We start from the raw sequence: 17917 nt of genomic DNA, 5'->3' as shown, positions 1-17917 counted from the left end.
ATCCGGGCCGACCCGGCAGTTCGGACATGCGAGTCCGGCATTTCAAACAAAATGGTGTGGACCTGCTGTCCGGCCGCGACGTCCCGTAATGAACTCGTGCCCATTTTCACAGGTAGAGCACGGTCCGTGCTGACATAGTCTGAGCAGGCAGTTCTATTCGGCGAGTGCGGCGCGGGTCGCCGGGGCGAATCGGACCGTAGTCGGCGGGGGCAGTCGAGGAGGTCGGTCGTGCACACAGCGGTGACTACGGCAATCACCCGCCGTGAGCTGATGCGGCTCACCGGCATCACCGCCCATGCGGTCAGCCGGCGTGGCGGACGGTCCCTCAATGCCGACGCGGTGTCGAGTTACATCGATTCCGCGGCCGGTCGCAGCGCATTCGCCGTGGCGGACGGTATCGGTGATCATCTGCTCGCCGCACGGGCGGCACGCACCGTGGCGCAGGTGGCGTCGCGGGTGGCGGTCGGCGGCAGCGCGGCGGCGGGAATTCTTGCCGCACAGCGTGAATTGCTCCGCGAATTTCCCGAGCCGTCGGCCGACAGCGTCGCGGTGGTCACGGTCTGCCCGTCGCCGGATCGGCTCGACGGTCCCTGTGAGGTCGCCTGGGTAGGCGACTGCCGGGCCTATCACTGGAACGGACGGGTGCTACACCAGATCACCAGCGATCACACCGTCGCCGAACTGATGAACGCCCGGGGCATCAGCGTCGCGCCCCGGATGCACCACATGGTGACCACCTCGACACGGACGGTGCGGGCCGCGGACATCGGGCGGGGCACGACCGGGACCGGCGTCGGACGCTGGCTGCTCAGCACCGACGGCGTCCACAAAACCCTGCCCATGACCGAAGTGAAGCGGATACTCGCGTGCGCCGACTCCGCGTCGAGCGCGGCAGATACCCTGGTGGCCGCTGCAATCGCGGCCGGAGCCACGGACAACACCACGGCACTCGTCTTCGATCATCAATGACCGGAGGGCAGTCCCATGGCTGCCCGGGCGAGGATCCGGCGCGCAGGCGGCGGCGCTTCGCGGAACAGGGTCGTCATCGCCGTCGCGGTGGCACGCAGGTCGGTGCGGCCGGACAGGTAGGCGCGCTGCAGTGGCGCCGGTAGCTCGAAGAACGTATCGAAGAACTGCGGGATCTGTTGCGGCGGCAGCGCGAGTAGTGCCCGCAGTCCCGCCGTCCGCAGTGTGTGCACCAGCCGGGCGGACATCGGCCACACCGTGCGCCCGGATGCCACCGGATCGGCGCAGGCGAGTGCGGTCGCGACGCTGTAGCCGGTAGCCGGGTGACCCAGCGCTCCCGCCGCGCCGAACACGCCGTCGCGCGGGCGGCCGCCCTCGAGCGGGAATCGCACCCGCTCCACCGTCTCGGTGCCCTGAACTGTCATACCGCGCTGTCGCAATCGGAACTCGAGGCGCTGCCGGAGCCGGGCCGCAGGGATCGCCGGGCGTCCGGCCAGACAGGTCTCCTCGTAGAGCATCCGGCCGCCCCCGAGGCCGACCGTGTAGAGGAACGACGGTGGCTCGTCGGCTGCGGCACCGTTGTCGGATCGCCAGTCCATGAATACCGTCTGCTCCCGATCGCGGTGCAGCACAACCCCGTACGCGGTCTGCTCCGCCCGTCGCGCGGACCGGGCCAGCCCGCGCGCATCGACGACGCGGTCGGCGGTCAGTACCCGGCCGGAGTGCAGCCGGACGTGCTGCCGGTCGATCTCGGTCACCCGGTCGGTGAGCACCTCGACCTCGGGGAGGGTGAGCGAGTTCTGCAGGGCGCCGGTGTCGAATACCTGGTAACTGCGCGATATCGCGAAGGGGCGGGTCCCCCAGGCCAGCGGTTGTGTGGTCGCGGCGATCACGGTGGGCGCGAGCCAGTCCGGTAGTTCGTCGGCCCAGGCGGCGTAGGTGGCCGACCAGCGGCGAGTAGGGGCAGGGTCGACTGCGGTGACGGTGAGCCCGCGTACTGCCGCCCGGTGGGCCAGCGCACGCCCGGCCGGGCCCAGCCCACAGACGATCAGATCCGCACTCACCCGGTCATTGCACCAGACGGCGGGACCGATATCGCATCGAACCGCACCGCCGTCGTGAGACCGAGCGCACAACCGGTCGGGTAGGGTCGCGGTTGATGATGCCCGGGGGGACGATACTGCGGAGGGCACTGCCCCGGGCCGCGGAAGGTGGCAGCAGATGACGTATCCCCCCGGCTCCGGGCCGTACGGCTACGGTCCTCAGGGGCCTCAGGGGCCTCAGGGGCCTCAGGGACCCCAAGGCTCGCCGGGGCCGTACGATCCCGGCCGGGCCTACGATTCGGGCTGGGGCCGCGACCCGAACCAGCCCGAGTCCGGGTGGGATGTGCAGCCGGGCTACGCCGGTGGCTACCCGACTCCGCCGCCCCCGAAGAGCAATACCGGCCTGATACTCGGCATCGTCTTCGGTGTCGTCGCCCTGCTGGTCATCTCGGCCGGCATCGTCGTGGTGGCCACCCGTGACTCCGGCAGCGAAACCACCGCCGCCGCAACGACCACGCCGGGCCTGGTGCCCGCGACCACCGCCCGCACCACCGCGCAGGCCCCGACTACCAGCGCGAGTCCCGGTGTTCCCGGCACCTCCGGGAAGCTGAGCTACAACGACTACGGCGGGCCGTGGAATTTCCGATTCGGCGAGGTGGAACTGCACGCCGACTGGGTCGACGGACGTGATCACGCCGACTGTTCCGATATCGAGGTCGGCGGCAAACTGACCTCGCTGGGTTGCTCGTATGCGGCGGAGATGGTGTACAAGGCCGAAGGTGGCGCGCTGATGCTCACCCAGTTCATTCTCGGCATGTCGAGCACGCAGCAGGCCACGGCCGCGCCGGACAGCTACACCGACGAGGACCTGAAGCTGCGCCCCGGCACCTACATCGAGGACTTCTCCGTCGGTAAGTGGAAGGACGACGCCGAGAAGGAATTCGTGGTGATCACCCTCGCCACCGCGACCGATGCGGTGGACGAGGCGACCGCCGAGAAGTACCTCAAATATCGCCACAACGACATTCTCGGCGCCCTCGCCTTCCGCTGAGTCGGGAGTAGCTCAGAGATCGCCGGTCGCCAGCAGGCCGCCGTCGACCCGCACCACTTCGCCGGTGATCCAGGCGGCCTGGTCCGAGACGAGGAAACCGACCAGTGCGGCCACATCCTCGGGTGTACCCAGCCGCTTCATCGGATACTTCTTCGCGGCCGCGTCCTCGTTGTCGGAGTACAGCGCATCGGCGAACTTGGTCTTGACCACGCCGGGGGCGACCGCATTGACCCGGATCGCGGGGCCGAGCTGCCAGGCGAGCTCCTCGGTGAGCCGGATCAGGGCGGCCTTGGACGCACCGTAGGCGGCGATGACACCGGTCGATCGGATGCCGGCCACGCTGGCCAGGTTGACCACCGCGCCGCCGTGCTCACCCATCCAGGCGCGGTAGGCCTGCTGCACGTAGCCCAGCGCGGCGACGACGTTGACGTCGAAGATCTTGCGCACCGCGTCGAGATCGGCATCCATGAGCGCGCCGAACACCGGATTGATGCCGGTGTTGTTGATCAGGATGTCGAGCGATCCGAATTCCGCGACCGCGGTATCGACCTGCTCGGCCCGTGCCGCCTCGTCACCGGAATTACCCGCGACCGCCAGCACCTTGCCGGGATGCCCGAGCGCGCGCAGTTCCTCGGCCGCGGCCGCCAGCGGTTCCGGTTTGCGGGCGGTGATCAGCACGCTCGCCCCGCGCCGCAACAGTTCGGCCGCCACCGCGTGACCGATACCACGACTGGCGCCGCTGACCAGCGCGCCCTTACCCAACAGATCCTCAGTCATGTGACGGCACAATACGTCAGATCCGAGCCGGGGGCCGGTGTCGGGTGGGTGGTGCGACGAGGTTATCGGCGCAGCAGATCGGCGATCACCGCGACGACGTCCCGGGGCGCCTCCTCGGCCATGAAATGGCCCAGCGCGAGCGTGCGATGGTCGAGATCGTTCGCCCACGTCCGCCAGATCCCGGCCGCGTCGTAGCCGAGCTGAGCACCCCAGTCCTGCTGGACCACGGTCACCGGCATGGTGAGCCGGTGACCGGCGGCGCGATCGGCGCGGTCGTGTTCCAGGTCGACGGTGGCCGAGGCGCGATAGTCGGCGACGATCGAGTCGACCGCCGCCCCGCAGGCGCGCAGATACTCGGCGCGGATATCGGCGGGGATCGCTTCCGGACACAGACACCAGGCGTCGAGGAAGTGGCCGAAGAAGTCGTCGGCCGCGGCGCGGATCATCCGCTCGGGCAGACCGGGCGGCTGCGCCATCAGATACAGGTGGAAGGCGACCGCGGCGGTGTGCCCGTGCAGAACCTCCCACATGTCCGGCGTCGGCAGGACGTCGAGTACGCCCAGGTGACTGATCCGGTCGGGATGATCGAGTCCGGCGCGGATCGCGACCAGGGCGCCGCGGTCGTGGCCGACGACCGCGAAACGCTCGAAGCCGAAATGCTCCGCCAGCGCGACGACGTCCGCGGCCATCGACCGCTTCGCGTAGGTGTCGGCGCGGGTGGCCTCGGGTTTGGTACTGGCGCCGTAGCCGCGCAGGTCCGGGCACAGCACGGTGTGTTCGCGAGCCAGCTCCGGGGCGACGTGGCGCCACATCAGGTGGGTTTGCGGGAACCCGTGCAGCAGGACGACGGGCGAACCGGTCCCGGCGGACGCGACATTCAGATCGACGCCGTCGGCGACGGTGACAGTGCGGTACTCGAAGCCCGGGACGACGGGTGCTGCCATGGAGGTGGCTCCTTCTCTAGTCTGGTTCGGTGTGTGCTGCCAGATTCGGCGACGGGAATGAGTAACCGATGAGTGGCCGGCTCAGCGGGCACTCCCGGCCGTGGATCGGGGTGCTGGGTCCCGTGCTGGCACGCTCGGCAGCGGATACGCCGCAGCCGCTCGGTGGGCCTCGGCACGCCGAGGTGCTGGCCCGGCTGGTAGCTGCCGGGGGAGCAGCGGTGCCGGTCCGGACACTGGTCGAGGAGCTGTGGGACGACCCGCCCGCCGGGGCCGTTGCGGCGGTCCGCACCTTCGTCGCTGCCCTGCGCCGCGCCCTGGAGCCCGGCCGCGCGGCGCGGTCGCCGGCGCAGGTGATCGTCACCGCGGGCAGTGGATACCGGCTTAGCCTGCCCCGGGATCACGTCGACGCCTGGCACTTCGAGGATCTCGTCCGGACTGCCGCCGGATCGGAGCGGGCCGGCAGGCTGCGCACCGCGCTGGACCTGTGGCGCGGCCCCGCCTATGCCGACTACGCCGATCGCGGCTGGGCCACGGGAGCGATCGCGAAACTCACCGAATTGCGGTGCGTTGCAGTGGAAACGCTGGCCGAGACCGAGATCCGCAACGGACGACCGGAACTTGCGATCGCCGAACTCGAGGAGTATCTGCCCGAACATCCGGGCCGCGAACGGGCTTGGCTGCTGCAGGCGCGGGCCCTGAACCTGGTGGGGCGGCGGGAAGAGGCACTGGCCCTGTTACGCCGGGCACGGGTGCGGCTGGTCTCGAACGCGGGCCTGGACTCCTCCGCCGAGCTGATCGCATTGGAGAGTGAAATCCTTGGTGCCGAGCGCGATTTCGTCGCGGCGGAGGATCGCCTGTGGAGCGCGACGGTCACCGCGTACGGGACCGCGGGGCGTCGCAGCCGGATCACCTCCGCGGCCGATCTGCTGCGCGGGCTCGCACTCACCGATGCCGCTGGACTGATCACCGCCCAGGACCGGCGCTCGGGTGCGATCGGCGAACTGGAATCCTTCGACGACCCGGAGCTGACCGCGACCGCACTGACCCGGATGGAGGTTCCGGGAGTCTGGTCGCGCCTCGACGATCCGGCGCGTTCGGCGCGGGTGGTCGCCGCCGCGCGGGCCACACTCGACACCCTCGAACCCGACACCTCCCCGGCGTTGCGGGCCCGGCTGCTCGCCCTCGTCGCGATCGAATCCCGCGGCCGCCGTGGCGCATCCGCTGCCGAGGCCGCCCGTGCGGCCGAGGTGATCGCCCGCGAACTCGGTGATCCGGGGGTGCTCGTCCTGGCGCTGGACGCCCGCTTCCTGCAGTCGTTCCACTCCGTCGGCGGGTGGCCGGAGCGGGCCACCCTCGGCGCGGAACTGATCGAGGTGTCGCGTCGCCACGACCTGTCCACGTATCTGATCCTGGGCCATCTGATCGCTCTGCAGGCCGCGGCGGCGAGGGGAGACGTTCGTGCCGCCGACACCCACGCCGACACCGCGGATCGGCTCGCCCAGCGATACGAACGCGATCTGGTGAGTGTGTTCACCACCTGGTACCGAGCCCTGCGGACCGTTCTCGCCGCCGCCTCCGACCGCGCCGTCGCCGCCGCCTACGAGCGCGCATTCGCCACCCTGCCCGGCTGCGGAATGCCCGGTGTCGCCGACGGCCTGGCGCCGCTGACCCGGGTGTGCCTGGCCCTGCGCGGCGCCGGTGACCTCAGCGAATTCGCTGCCACCGACTTCGGCCCGAACGCCCCGTACATCGCACCGCTGCTGGCGGCCGATCCGGCCCAGGCCGCCGTGTTGTTGCATGCGGCCCCGGCGCCGCCGCCGGACCATCTCGCCGAATTGTGCTGGGCGCTGCTGGGAATCGCCGCCCACCGGATCGGCGATCGTGATGCCGCTGGGCAGGCGTATCGGGCCCTCGCCCCGGCACGCGCCGAACTGCTGGGAGCAGGAACGGGCATGGTGACCCTCGGCCCGGCCGCGGCGCTGCTGGATCGACTGCGCGAGACCGCATTCCGCGAGTAGATGGGCAGGCTGCGAGTTGCTGCGTATCGCGCACCCGCTGTCACGCCCGTCCGATCGGTCACCGATTCGGCCGGCCGGGGATCGCACGCAGCGCAGACCCATGGGCAACCCGGGCACCGCATAGACTCGTTCCGGAGAATGCGTTCTCGGATTCGATGAATCGCGTTTCTGCACCCGTCGAGGAGGAATTGATGGACAAGAGTGTCGTGGTGGTTATCGGTGTCGGCGGGATGGGGCAGGCGATCGCCCGTCGGGTCGGCGCGGGTCACACCATTCTGCTGGCGGATTTCGATGAACCGACGCTGTCCACGGCGGCCGATCGGTTGCGCGCGGAGGGACACGCCGTCCAGGTCCGCGGCGTCGATGTCTCCGACGTCGCCTCGGTAGCCGGACTCGCCACCGCCGCAGCGGAACTCGGACGGGTCACCCATGTGGTACACACCGCGGGACTGTCGCCGGTACAGGCCTCGGCGGAGGCGATCGTCGCGGTCGATCTGATCGGTGTGGCGCTGGTTCTCGAGGAGTTCGCCCGGGTGGTTGCGCCCGGTGGCGCGGGCGTCGTGATCGCCAGTATGGCAGGGCATCTAGCGCCGGCACTACCCGCCGAGCAGGAGCAGGAGCTCGCCCTGACCCCGGCCGGTGACCTGGGTGAGCTGCCGTTCGTACGGGAGATCGAGGTTCCGGCGCAGGCGTATGTCGTCGCCAAGCGTGCCAATGCGATTCGGGTCCAGGCTGCCGCCGGCGCATGGGGTGCGCGGGGTGCGCGGGTGAACTCGATCAGTCCGGGCGTGATCTCCACCGCGATGGGGCAGCAGGAACTGGCGGGTGAATCGGGTGCGGGAATGCGTGCGATGGTCGAGATGTCGGGAACCGGGCGCCTCGGTACGCCCGCCGATATCGCCGAGGCCGCAGCTTTCCTCCTGGAGGCGGGCGCCTTCGTCACCGGCACCGATCTGCTGGTGGACGGCGGTGTGGTGGCTGCGGCACGCAGTCAGGCCTGGGCCGGCTGATCCTGCCCGCCGGTGTTGCGTGGCGTCCTCGCCCGCCGGGCGCGCAGTTCCAGGCGTCGTTCCAGTCCCTGGACGACCAGACCGATATCGAATGCGAACTGCAGTCGGACCGGGTCGGCGGTGTCACTGTCGGCGGCGATCGTCCGCAGCAACGGGAATTCGGCGTTTCCGGCCAAGGTACGACGCACCTCGACGGCTTGTGGGTCGATCGGGTCGTCGTCGGCGGTGAGTATCGCGCGGGCCGCGGTGTGTGCAACGGATGCGATCAGCTGGAGGGTGCGCCCGGCCTCACCCGGGCGCAGGCCCGCACCCACCAGCACCTCGACGATCCGTTCCACCACTGCCAGCGCGGACAGCCCGGCGGTACCGTCGAACCGCACATAGGGAATGAGGGCGCCCACCCGGACGAGGGTGTCGAGCACGGATTCGGCGAACCGTCGTACCAGTTCGCGCCAATCTTCGAGTTCCGGCACGTCCACCTTCCGGAATCCGGCGTCGAAGGCATCGAAGGCGACCAGTTCGAGTAGGCCCTGCCGATCGCTGACGTGATAGTTCAGCGATTTTCGATGGACGCCGAGGGCGTCGGCGACCGCCTGCATGGTGAGCTGGTCCGGTTCCAGGGTGCGGGCCGCGGCGACGATGCGCGCGCGGTTGAGCTGGGGTGGACGCCCTCTGCCCCGGCCCGGCTCGGCCACGCCGTCGAGTTGCGCCATGGTCGGTCCTCGTTGCTCAGCACCGGCGATCACAGCCGGAAATCCGGTGCCGGCCCGCATGATCCGGGCGGCAACGGCGGGTCGCACACCGTTGGACGACCGCGCCGCGCCTGTCAGCGTAACCCTTTTCCCCGGTCGGGGAAAAAGATTCGCCGAACTCGTGTGGGCTCAGATGACCGCGCCGATATCGGTGGCGACGATGCGGTCCAGTGCGCGTTCGGCGACGGCGGCGATGGTCATCGACGGATTACACGCCGCGGTGCTGCCGGGAATGAGGGCACCGTCGAGGACGTAGAGACCGCGTTTGTCGTGTACTCGGCCCTCGAGATCGCAGACCGTACCCATCGGTGCGCCGCCGAGCGGGTGCCAGGTGCTGGGGACGGCCGCGTTGGTGTCGAGCACGGTGCTGCCGGGGCCGGCGATGGCATGCACGCGGGCGGCGATGCGTTCCTGTAGCCGTGCGTCACCGGCGGTGGGCCAGAACAGTTTCGCGTCGTCGGTGGCCGCGTCGTAACTCAGGTGGCCGCGCCCGTCGGTGATGCCGAAGCCGACCAGCATCGTCGAGTGCATATCCGCGCCCGCGGGTGGTATCGACGCCTGGATGACGGTGTTGGCGATGGACGGATCGTCCCATTCCTTACTGCCGAAGATCACCGGACCGCCCTGTTGCGCACCGAAGTCGTCGCCGACGCTGGTCCAGGTGAAGATCCGGTCGCCGTTGTTGCCCCACTGGCCGCCCAGGCCGTCCGGGAGGTCCGGAATATGCCCCTTGGCGCCGGCCCGCAACAACAGTTTCGTGGTGTTGATACTGCCGGCGGCCAGTACCAGCGCATTGGCGGTGAGGATCGATTGCTCCACCACCACGCCCGAGGTGTCGATGCGGTCGACGCTGATCTCCCAGCGTCCGTCGCGCGTCATCGCCACATCGGTGACCTCGTGCTGGGTACGCACCGTGGCTCGGCCGGTCGCCTCCGCGCGGGCCAGATAGGTGACGTCGACCGAATGCTTGCCGCCGTTGTTGACACCGAGGGCGCAGTCGCCGTTGATGTAGGACGGCTTCATCTCTCCGCGCAGCTCCCGCAGGGCGAAGCTCCAGTCGATCGGCATGGGGATCTTCGACAGGTCGTAGCCCGCCGCGCGCACATTGCGAGCGAATGCTCGCGAGGCGGCGTAGGTGGGGCTGTCGATCAAGGCGTCGGGGGCGAGTTCGGCGCCCAGCATCTGTGCCACCCGCGGATAGTGGTCCCGCGCCATCATCGGATAGTCCAGTTCGGCGGGCAGGACGGTGGTGAACGCCGCTTCGGTGGGCTGCAGTGTCATGCCCTGATACACCAGCGATCCGCCGCCCACACCGGCAGCGCAGATCGCGGTCATATTCTCGCCCACGACGGTTTCGAGCAGGCCGGTGTACGGGTCGAGCGCAACGGGTTTGCCGAGTACCTGCGGCGCGGAGCGGTACCAGAGCATGCGCTTGTCGGGTTGCGTGGGGTGGGGGAAGGTTTCCGCGTTCGGGCCGGTGGGCCAGCGCATGCCCCGCTCCAGGACCAGGACGTCGACTCCCGCCTCGGCGAGGCGCAGCGCGGTCACACCGCCACCGAAGCCGGACCCGACGATCACTACCCGGTGGTCTTCTCTGTGCAGCGGTACCGATGCCTTCCGGGGGCCGGTGGTCATCCAGGGCTGGGCGCTCGCCGTGGCCGCGGTGGCCAGGGTCACTCCGGCGGTGGTGGCGCCGAGCAGGAACGAGCGTCGCTTCATCGGGGGCATGCACTCTCCATAAAGACCTACAGGTACGTAACATCGATCGATCGGTTCGTCCCGGGCTCGGATTCGGAGTGCGGGGGATCGTCGCGGCCGATGGTTAACCGGACAGTAGGATCCGGTTGCACCAGGGAGTGTGTACGACGCCGCCCGTCCCGTCAACTGCAACAGGTTCTACGTCGCGGCTTGGTTCGGGAAACCGTGAAATCCGCTCGCGCCGAACCACACCGGTGGCTCCCGCTGCCGGGCACGGCGCCGCCGGCAGTGGTACGGCGGTGCGGTAACGTCAATGCGATGACCGCCTCACCCCGGGCCAATCGTGGGCCGAAAGCCGCCGCGGCGAACCGCAAGGCCCTGGTTCGCGCGGCGCGAGAGGTCTTCGCCGAAAGCGGTTTCGACGCGCCGCTCAACGCGATCGCCCGGGCCGCCGAGGTAGGCCCCGGGGTGTTGTACCGGCATTTCCCCAATCGCGAATCGCTCATCCTGGCGGTCTTCGACGACAACATCGTCGAGATCGAGGAGGTGGCGGGCCGGTCCGGAACCACCGCCGAGGACCTGCTCGATTTCATCGTCGATCAGATCGCGTACTCCGCGGGCTTCATCGCGACCATCGACCCGACCGGCTTCGACGATCCGCGGCTGTTCGCGGTCTCGCGCAGGCTGGTCGATCTGATCGGTGAGAAGCTCGACGATCCACGCACTCGCGGCGCGTTTCGTGACGACGTCGGCTCCGACGACGTCGTCATGGCGCTGGCGATGCTGGCCGCGATCCTGATCAAGGTCGGACTGTCCGAGCGCCGGGCCGTCGCACGACGCGGCTGGAACATGTTCCTCAACGGCCTGCGGACGCCGGGCGGCAGCTAGCTGTACCGCGAGTCAGCGCACACTCAGTGGCATCCGCTTGATCCCGTGCACGAAATCGCTGTGTACGTATTCCGGCTCCCCGACGGTGAATTCGGGTAGCCGGGTGAGTAGTTCGCGGAACAGGTGCCGCAATTCCATCTTGGCCAGCTGGCGACCCAGGCAGAAATGCGGGCCGGGTCCGCCGAACCCCAGATGCGGGTTGGGGGAGCGGGTGATGTCGAACTCGTTCGGACGGTCGAAAACCCTGCCGTCCCGATTGGCCGAACAGTAGAACAGGACCACCTTCTCACCCGCGGCGACCGGCGTGCCGGCAAGTTCGGTATCGACGGTGGCGTGCCGCGCGAAGTGGACGACCGGGGTGGACCAGCGGACGAATTCCTCCACCGCCGAGTCGATGCGGTCGTCGAAGTCGGCGAGCAGCCATGCCCGTTGGGCCGGGTCGGCCGCCAGCGCCGCCAGCGCATGTGAACTCGCCTGCTTGGTGGTGTCGTTGCCGGCGGACCCGAGCAGCACCGTGAAGGCGCCGAGTTCGTCGTCGGTGAGGCGATGACCGTCGACCTCGGCAGCGACGATGCCGCTCATCAGGTCCTCGCGGGGCTCTTCGCGGCGCAGGCGGGCCAGGTCGGTTCCGGCGCCGGTCAGTACCGCCAGCTGAGCCATCATATGTTCGGCACGTCCGGCCAGGTCGGTGTATTCCTCGTCGCTCGTGCTGAACAAGCTTTCGGCCGCGTAGGCCACCGCGTCGCGGTCGGCGGGATCGATGCCGATCATGTCGGAGATCGTGCGCATCGGGAGCTTCTTGGCGTACGTCGCGGCGAAATCGACCGTGCCGTGGGCATGCAGATCCGCGAGCAGTTCGTCCACGATCTCGGCCGCGTTCGTGCGGATCTGTGATTCGATCCGGCGCACCTGCTTCGGGGTGAACGCCATGCTGATCAACTTGCGGTAGCGGGTGTGCTCCGGGGGATCCATGGTGAGGAAGAACGAGATAGCGCGCTGGATCTCGGCCGGCATCGGATCCATGCTGATCCCCATGCCGGAGCAGAAGAGCTCGTGGTGGCGGCTGACGTACTGGATGTCGGTGTGCCGGGTGACTGCCCAGTATCCGGGTTCCTCGTGCGGGAACATGGATTCGACCGGTGGGTGCCAGCTCAGTCCCGGTTCCGCGCGCAGTGCGGCGAAGGTGTCCTCGCGGGTGCGGAAATCCTTGTCCCAGAACGCGCTGTCGGAGATGTTCAGGTCGTGGTACGGGTGCCGGGAAGTATCGGCGGACATGTGTGTACCTCCGTGCTCACGCGACCAGGCCGGTGGATTTGAACGGTGCGAAGAATGCACCCATTCCGCCGGTAGCCAGCATGTCGCCGAGTGCGATGAAATCACGACGGTCTCCGGAACGACCGGTGACCGTGCGGATCTCGGCCGTGACGTCGGCGTCCGAGGCGTCGAGCAGACGTGCGCGCAGCCGGGCAGCTTCATGATCGTGAGTGCGCGACTGCGCATGGGAGCACATCAGGTGCAGGCACAGTTGCCGGGCCGGGGTGTCGGTCCCGGCCCGCCGGTTCGCGGCCAGCTCGGCGCCGAGCTGATCGAAGGTTTGTGCCAGGTAGAACAGGAAGACCGGGCGCGGGCTGTGCAGCAGTACCGCGCGCACCTCGTCGCCGAGCTCGCGCGCGGCGGTGCACAGGGATGCGGTGATCCGGGGGCTCGGGCGTAGGATGTCGAACTCGCTCATGTGTTTCTCCAACCGGTGATCAATACTGCGAACCGCCCCGGGGCCACCGCAACAGGGGCCGCGGTCGGGTAGCGGGATTCGTCGGAGACCGGCCGGCGCACCGACGACCGGGGGAGCGGCGGCCCCGGTCGTGCGCGGCGCCGGCAACGTCACTGTCGGTGCGTCGGCCGGTCATATGCCCTCCTGTGCTGGAATCCGCCACGGTGCGAAGACTCTCGGATCAGTGAGCGGTACCCCCCGTACTCGGCCGGTTGTAGAAGCGCAGCAGCGCCAGCGCCAGGACGAGGGCGACCACCGAGGCGATTGCGAACAGGTAGAAGATGTTCGTATAGGCCGCGCCGTCGGGGAGCTGAGCCATCGGGCCGGTATTCAGCTTACGTTCCTCGACGTGTCCGGGGGCGTTGATATGAAGAATCAGCGGATTGGCGGACATCACCGCGGCGACGGCGGCGGTGGCGGCCGCGGTGCCGAAACTGTTGAAGGCACCGTACATTCCGGCGCTGATACCTTGCTGTTCCTGGGGTACGGCCTCCACCACCATATTCGGCAGCGTGCCCAGGTACGCGCCGGCACCGACGCCGATGATCACGGCGATCAACGCCATCTGCCAGACGCTGTTGTGGAAGCGGGCGAACAGCAGACATCCGACCACGAACGCGAGACAGGAGACGAGATACGGCTTGAGCAGGCCGAACCGGGTCGAGACCCAGCCACACAGCGGAGCCACGAGCACATATACCAGGGCCAGGCCGAGCATCACCTGCACGGTGAACTGCAACAGGGTCAGTCCGAAGCCGGGCAGGGTGCCCTCCACCGAGAAGTATTGTGTGACCGCCGATGTGGGGACCTGGATGTGCATCTGCTCGGAGGCCTGTTTCGCCGCTTCGGCCGCCGCGCCGTCGACGATCTGCTGTTTGATCGCCTCACCCTCGGCGCCGCCCGGCGTCTCCGAGAGATAACCCATCGCATACGACAGCCCCTGCATCACGCCGACCGACAGGAATGCCGCGGCGAGGATGCCGGCGAAGCGCGGAGCACGCAACAATTTCGGATCCATGATCGGCTCCGGAGTGACCAACTCCCACGCGTAGAACGCCACCAGCAGGACCACACCACCGATCAGCCAGGTCAGTGCCGAGAGCTCGCCCCAGCCCCAGGTGCCGCCGTTGCTGAGGTAGATGAGCACACCGGCGATACCGGCGCCGAGCAGCAGGGCACCGAGGAAGTCGATCTTGACCTTGGCGCGCAGCCTGGTCTCGGGGACGAGGAACGCCAGCGGCAGGATCGTCACGACGGTCCAGATCACGCAGAACCAGAACAGCGAGCGCCAGCTGTAGTGATCGGTCAGGACGCCGCCGATCACCGGGCCGAGGATCGCGCCCACACCCGTACCGCCGCCGGCCAGCGCGATCGCCATGTTCAGGTAGCGGCGCGGCGCGAGATCGCGGATCAGGCCGTAGGAGACGAAGATCGCCGGGAAGGCCAGCCCTTGCAGCCCGCGACCGATCAACATCAGGGTCCACGACGAGGTCAGCGCGTCGATGAGGCAGCCGAGGATCGACAGCACCAAGCAGAACAGAATGATCTTCTTCTTGCCGATCAGATCCGACAGCTTGCCGAAGACCGGCACCGCCACACCACCGATGAGTGAATACAGCGTGGTCAACCACGTGAGCTGGCCGGCGCTCTGCTCCGGGAACGATTCGCCGATGAAGCGGGCGCTGAGGCTGATGAACGTGAAGTGGAACGGGACGATCTCGGTACTCGCGACGATCGCCACGATGATGAGCACGACCCGGAGCTTGGAGGCATTCTCCAGCCGTCCGGTGTCGTTCTCGTCCGGGCTGTCGACGCTGTTGGTCGCGGTGGCCATGGGCAGTTCTTCTCCTTCACCGCCACTCGTGCGTGGGCTCACTACGGCCTGAGTGCGGTGAATCACATAATAGACAGAGGAGAATCAAGTTTCCATAGAACGAGAAGCATATTTCTCAACCGCGTGACAGCGAAACCGGACACCGGCCGCAATGGCCGATGCCCGGTCGGGTGGAAGCGATCGGTGGCCGACCGTCAATCGCCGGACGCGCCTCCGGGGAGAAACTCCTGCGCCTTGGTCTTGGCGCCCTGCACCATCAGGTGCCAGGCGTTCGGGTCCCCGCGCAACACGGACTCGGCGGTGGCCTTCATCTGATCCCAGGTGGCGTGCGGGGGAATCGGCGGCACCTCCGGATCGCAGCGCACGTCCAGCACGGTCGGGCGATTCGACGCCAGTGCCCGCTCCCAGGCTCCGGACAATTCGGCGGGATCGTCGACCGCGATGCCGTCGAGACCGAAGCTGCGTGCCACCTCGGCATAGGAGATGTCCGGGATCGATTGCGACACCTCGAACTTCGGTGCACCACCCATCGCGCGCAGCTCCCAGGTGACCTGATTGAGGTCGTTGTTGTGGAAGACACAGACGATCAGCCGCTTGTCGCTCCACTGGTCGGCGTAGCGCGCGATCGTGAGCAGTTCGGCGAGGCCGTTCATCTGCATCGCGCCGTCGCCCTCGAGGGCGATCACCGGACGGTCCGGGTGGGCGAACTTGGCGCCGATCGCATACGGCACACCGGGACCCATGGTCGCCAGGTTGCCCGACAGCGATCCGCGCATCCGGCCGCGGAACTTCAGGCAGCGCGCGTACCAGTTGGTGGACGATCCCGAGTCGGCCGTGACGATCGCGTCGTCCGGAATCTGCTGCGACAATTCCCACACGATCCGCATCGGATTGACCGGCTTCGCCTCCAGCATCGCCTGCCGTTCCAGGGTTTCCCACCACCGCGTCACATTCGCTTCGACGGTGTCGCGCCAGCTGCGATCGGACACCGGTTTCAGCAGCGGAATGATCTCGGCCAGTGTCGCCTTCGCATCGCCGACGAGATTGACCTCGGTGGGGTATCGCATGCCGATCAAGGTTCCGTCGATGTCGATCTGCACGGCCCGGGCCTGATCCAGTGGCGGCATGAACTGGGTATAAGGGAAATTGGAGCCGACGATGACCAGCGTGTCGCAGTCGCGCATCAGTTCGTAGCTCGGCCGCGTACCCAACAGCCCGATCGGCCCGGTCACATACGGCAGATCATCGGGCAGCACGTCCTTGCCCAGAAGGGCCTTGGCGATCCCGGCACCGGTGATCTCGGCCAGCTCCTTCACCTCGGCGACGGCCGCACGCGCGCCCTGACCGACCAGAATCGCCACCTTGGACCCGGCCCGGATCACCTCCGCGGCCCGCTCGATCTCCGAACGGGCCGGTATCACCACCGACTGCAACTCCGCGGGCGGACTCGAGGGCACCTGCTTGAATGCGTGCTGCGGCGGCTCGTAGGGCTCCTCCTGCAGATCCGCGGGGATGATCACCGCGGTCGGCGTCTTACGTGTCCACGCGGTGCGGAATGCGCGGTCGAGCGCGTTGGGCAGCTGCTCGGATACGTTCACCTCGACCAGATACTCCGAGGCCACGTCCTTGTAGAGGCTCTGCAGGTCCACCTCCTGCTGGTAGTGCCCGCCCATCGCACTGCGTGCGGTCTGCCCGATGATCGCGACCACCGGGACATGGTCGAGTTTCGCGTCGTAGAGGCCGTTGAGCAGGTGAATGGCACCCGGGCCGGACGTCGCCATGCACACACCGATTTTGCCGCTGAACTTCGCGAAGCCGGTCGCCGAGAATGCGGCCATCTCCTCGTGCCGAGCCTGGACGAACGCCGGCCTGGTTTCGGCACGTCCGAAGGCGGCGACCAAGCCGTTGATGCCGTCGCCGGGGTAGGAGAACACCTGCTCGACGCCCCACTCGTTGAGCCGTTGTACGACATAGTCGCCGACCTGCTGTGCCATGTCCGCTCCTGTCTGGTCTGAATTGTCGAATTCGGGTTTCCCGTCGGCGCTCGGTGGTACCGGTCAGCGCTTCGTGCGGTGGACCGCCCCGGCGACCGATTCCGCGCAGCGTGCCAGCCATGCCTGGGGACTGTGCCGGTGCGCGCGAGCGTCGAAATCACCGTGCGCGCCGAAGTCGTGGCCGTCCGGGCCGTCCAACGGCTGCCACAGGTTGTCGGGCCGGTCGATCTCGTCGGCATCGGTCTGCTGCGAGGCGAAGCCGGTGCGTGCGAGATAGCGGTCCAGCACCGCGGGAGCAATACGCTGCCCGAGAATGGTGCCGACCGTGCTCGCCCCGACCCAGTACTGCTTCCGTTGCGGATGTGCCGCCGCGAACGCGACGGTTTCGGCTACCACCTTGGGCTGGTAGATCGGCGGCACCGGCTGCGGGCGCTTCGGCAGACGTGAACGCACCCAGGAGAATTGCGGGGTATTGACCGCCGGCGACTGCACGATCGTGACATGCACATCGCTGCCCTCGTGCATCAACTCCACCCGGACCGCCTCCAAGAAGCCGTTGACCGCGTGCTTGGCACCGCAATAGGCCGATTGCAACGGAATCGCGCGGGCACCCAGTGCCGAACCCACCTGGACGATGGTTCCCCGTCCGCGGGGCCGCATCCGCGCCAGCGCCACCATCACCCCGTGCACCGACCCGAGATAGGTGACCTCGGTGACCCGGCGATACTCCTCCGCCGTGATCTCGGTGAACGGCGCGAACACCGAGGTGAACGCCGAGTTGACCCACACGTCGATCGGCCCCCACTCGGCCTCGACACGGTCGGCCGCCGCCGCCACGGCCGCGTAGTCGGCGACATCGGTGGGCAGGGGCAGCGCGCGGCCGCCGGCAGCCTCGACATCGCGCGCTGCCGCGTCCAATCCGGAACTGCCACGCGCCAGCAGCGCCACTCGGGCACCTTCGGCGGCGAAGCGCCCGGCCGTGGCGCGCCCGATTCCGGCGCTGGCTCCGGTGACCACGACGACGGGTGCGTTCACACGGACTCCTCTCCTCGTTCTCGGGACCGGCTGCGTTCGAACGGTGGTCCCGGTACCGGTAGTCGCCGCGTACCCGGGTCGGGTGGAGCTATGCGCACGTCTGCCGATCGTTCGGATCACCCCGCTCGCTGCGGCT

Annotated in this window: 15 protein-coding genes; 5 read left to right on the top strand and 10 right to left on the bottom strand. The window is 68.3% G+C overall.

Annotation, left to right across the window (positions count from 1 at the left end; all coding sequences use genetic code 11):
* The first annotated feature begins 228 nt into the window (after positions 1–228).
* Complete coding sequence (locus tag NV2_RS26710; RefSeq protein ID WP_084475525.1) at positions 229–969, top strand: PP2C family protein-serine/threonine phosphatase; 741 nt, start codon at positions 229–231, stop codon at positions 967–969.
* Here the strand turns inward: NV2_RS26710 and NV2_RS26705 are convergent.
* Positions 963–2030, bottom strand: coding sequence for a lycopene cyclase family protein (locus NV2_RS26705; protein ID WP_067880307.1), 1068 nt, complete (start codon positions 2028–2030; stop codon positions 963–965). The genes NV2_RS26710 and NV2_RS26705 overlap by 7 nt on opposite strands.
* Before the next feature lie 157 nt (positions 2031–2187).
* On the opposite strand from NV2_RS26705, the gene NV2_RS26700 reads away from it, so the two are divergent.
* A complete protein-coding gene (locus tag NV2_RS26700; RefSeq protein ID WP_157103111.1) occupies positions 2188–3060 on the top strand; it encodes a hypothetical protein in 873 nt (290 codons plus the stop codon).
* 12 nt (positions 3061–3072) lie between these two features.
* Here the strand turns inward: NV2_RS26700 and NV2_RS26695 are convergent, their stop codons facing one another.
* Both NV2_RS26695 and NV2_RS26690 read right to left on the bottom strand, forming a co-directional pair.
* Positions 3073–3837 (bottom strand): SDR family oxidoreductase, encoded by a 765-nt coding sequence (locus NV2_RS26695; RefSeq protein ID WP_067880300.1) that lies wholly within the window; start codon positions 3835–3837, stop codon positions 3073–3075.
* A gap of 62 nt (positions 3838–3899) precedes the next feature.
* Positions 3900–4781, bottom strand: a complete 882-nt coding sequence (locus NV2_RS26690; RefSeq protein ID WP_067880297.1) for an alpha/beta fold hydrolase — start codon at positions 4779–4781, stop codon at positions 3900–3902.
* A 68-nt stretch (positions 4782–4849) separates the two neighbouring features.
* Here NV2_RS26690 and NV2_RS26685 point away from each other — a divergent pair, with 68 nt between their 5' ends.
* Together NV2_RS26685 and NV2_RS26680 are read left to right on the top strand one after the other, a co-directional pair.
* Complete coding sequence (locus tag NV2_RS26685) at positions 4850–6799, top strand: AfsR/SARP family transcriptional regulator (RefSeq protein WP_067880294.1); 1950 nt, start codon at positions 4850–4852, stop codon at positions 6797–6799.
* Positions 6800–6990: 191 nt separating this feature from the next.
* Positions 6991–7809 (top strand): SDR family oxidoreductase, encoded by an 819-nt coding sequence (locus tag NV2_RS26680; RefSeq protein ID WP_067880290.1) that lies wholly within the window; start codon positions 6991–6993, stop codon positions 7807–7809.
* Here the strand turns inward: NV2_RS26680 and NV2_RS26675 are convergent.
* Positions 7791–8522: a TetR/AcrR family transcriptional regulator gene (locus NV2_RS26675; RefSeq protein WP_168436110.1), complete on the bottom strand. Its 732-nt coding sequence runs from the start codon at positions 8520–8522 to the stop codon at positions 7791–7793. The genes NV2_RS26680 and NV2_RS26675 overlap by 19 nt on opposite strands.
* A gap of 168 nt (positions 8523–8690) precedes the next feature.
* The gene (locus tag NV2_RS26670) at positions 8691–10289 is read right to left on the bottom strand and encodes a GMC oxidoreductase (protein WP_067880284.1); all 1599 of its coding nucleotides are present in this window, start codon (positions 10287–10289) and stop codon (positions 8691–8693) included.
* Between the two features lie 288 nt (positions 10290–10577).
* Here NV2_RS26670 and NV2_RS26665 point away from each other — a divergent pair, with 288 nt between their 5' ends.
* The gene (locus tag NV2_RS26665) at positions 10578–11147 is read left to right on the top strand and encodes a TetR/AcrR family transcriptional regulator (RefSeq protein ID WP_067880399.1); all 570 of its coding nucleotides are present in this window, start codon (positions 10578–10580) and stop codon (positions 11145–11147) included.
* Positions 11148–11159: 12 nt separating this feature from the next.
* On the opposite strand, the gene NV2_RS26660 is transcribed toward NV2_RS26665, so the two are convergent.
* The 5 genes from NV2_RS26660 to NV2_RS26640 all read right to left on the bottom strand — a co-directional run bounded on the left by NV2_RS26660 (position 11160) and on the right by NV2_RS26640 (position 17781).
* Positions 11160–12422 (bottom strand): cytochrome P450, encoded by a 1263-nt coding sequence (locus NV2_RS26660; protein WP_067880281.1) that lies wholly within the window; start codon positions 12420–12422, stop codon positions 11160–11162.
* Between the two features lie 16 nt (positions 12423–12438).
* Complete coding sequence (locus NV2_RS26655) at positions 12439–12879, bottom strand: hypothetical protein (protein ID WP_067880278.1); 441 nt, start codon at positions 12877–12879, stop codon at positions 12439–12441.
* Between the two features lie 220 nt (positions 12880–13099).
* Positions 13100–14752: an MFS transporter gene (locus NV2_RS26650; protein ID WP_067880275.1), complete on the bottom strand. Its 1653-nt coding sequence runs from the start codon at positions 14750–14752 to the stop codon at positions 13100–13102.
* A 194-nt stretch (positions 14753–14946) separates the two neighbouring features.
* Positions 14947–16746, bottom strand: a complete 1800-nt coding sequence (locus NV2_RS26645) for a thiamine pyrophosphate-requiring protein (RefSeq protein WP_067880272.1) — start codon at positions 16744–16746, stop codon at positions 14947–14949.
* Positions 16747–16809: 63 nt separating this feature from the next.
* A complete protein-coding gene (locus NV2_RS26640; protein WP_067880269.1) occupies positions 16810–17781 on the bottom strand; it encodes an SDR family oxidoreductase in 972 nt (323 codons plus the stop codon).
* Positions 17782–17917: the final 136 nt, after the last annotated feature.

This window comes from Nocardia vermiculata NBRC 100427 (genome assembly GCF_001613265.1).
In the GTDB taxonomy this organism is placed as follows: domain Bacteria; phylum Actinomycetota; class Actinomycetes; order Mycobacteriales; family Mycobacteriaceae; genus Nocardia; species Nocardia vermiculata.
This window is presented reverse-complemented; position numbering and strand designations above follow the sequence as displayed.

Excerpts from the sequence above, each read along its gene's own strand:
- NV2_RS26655 (WP_067880278.1), bottom strand. The coding sequence starts at position 12,879 with ATGAGCGAGTTCGACATCCTACGCCCGAGCCCCCGGATCACCGCATCC.
- NV2_RS26660 (WP_067880281.1), bottom strand. The coding sequence starts at position 12,422 with ATGTCCGCCGATACTTCCCGGCACCCGTACCACGACCTGAACATCTCC.
- NV2_RS26675 (WP_168436110.1), bottom strand. The coding sequence starts at position 8,522 with ATGGCGCAACTCGACGGCGTGGCCGAGCCGGGCCGGGGCAGAGGGCGT.
- NV2_RS26695 (WP_067880300.1), bottom strand. The coding sequence starts at position 3,837 with ATGACTGAGGATCTGTTGGGTAAGGGCGCGCTGGTCAGCGGCGCCAGT.
- NV2_RS26650 (WP_067880275.1), bottom strand. The coding sequence starts at position 14,752 with ATGGCCACCGCGACCAACAGCGTCGACAGCCCGGACGAGAACGACACC.
- NV2_RS26645 (WP_067880272.1), bottom strand. The coding sequence starts at position 16,746 with ATGGCACAGCAGGTCGGCGACTATGTCGTACAACGGCTCAACGAGTGG.
- NV2_RS26680 (WP_067880290.1), top strand. The coding sequence starts at position 6,991 with ATGGACAAGAGTGTCGTGGTGGTTATCGGTGTCGGCGGGATGGGGCAG.
- NV2_RS26665 (WP_067880399.1), top strand. The coding sequence starts at position 10,578 with ATGACCGCCTCACCCCGGGCCAATCGTGGGCCGAAAGCCGCCGCGGCG.
- NV2_RS26670 (WP_067880284.1), bottom strand. The coding sequence starts at position 10,289 with ATGCCCCCGATGAAGCGACGCTCGTTCCTGCTCGGCGCCACCACCGCC.
- NV2_RS26685 (WP_067880294.1), top strand. The coding sequence starts at position 4,850 with ATGAGTGGCCGGCTCAGCGGGCACTCCCGGCCGTGGATCGGGGTGCTG.
- NV2_RS26700 (WP_157103111.1), top strand. The coding sequence starts at position 2,188 with ATGACGTATCCCCCCGGCTCCGGGCCGTACGGCTACGGTCCTCAGGGG.
- NV2_RS26690 (WP_067880297.1), bottom strand. The coding sequence starts at position 4,781 with ATGGCAGCACCCGTCGTCCCGGGCTTCGAGTACCGCACTGTCACCGTC.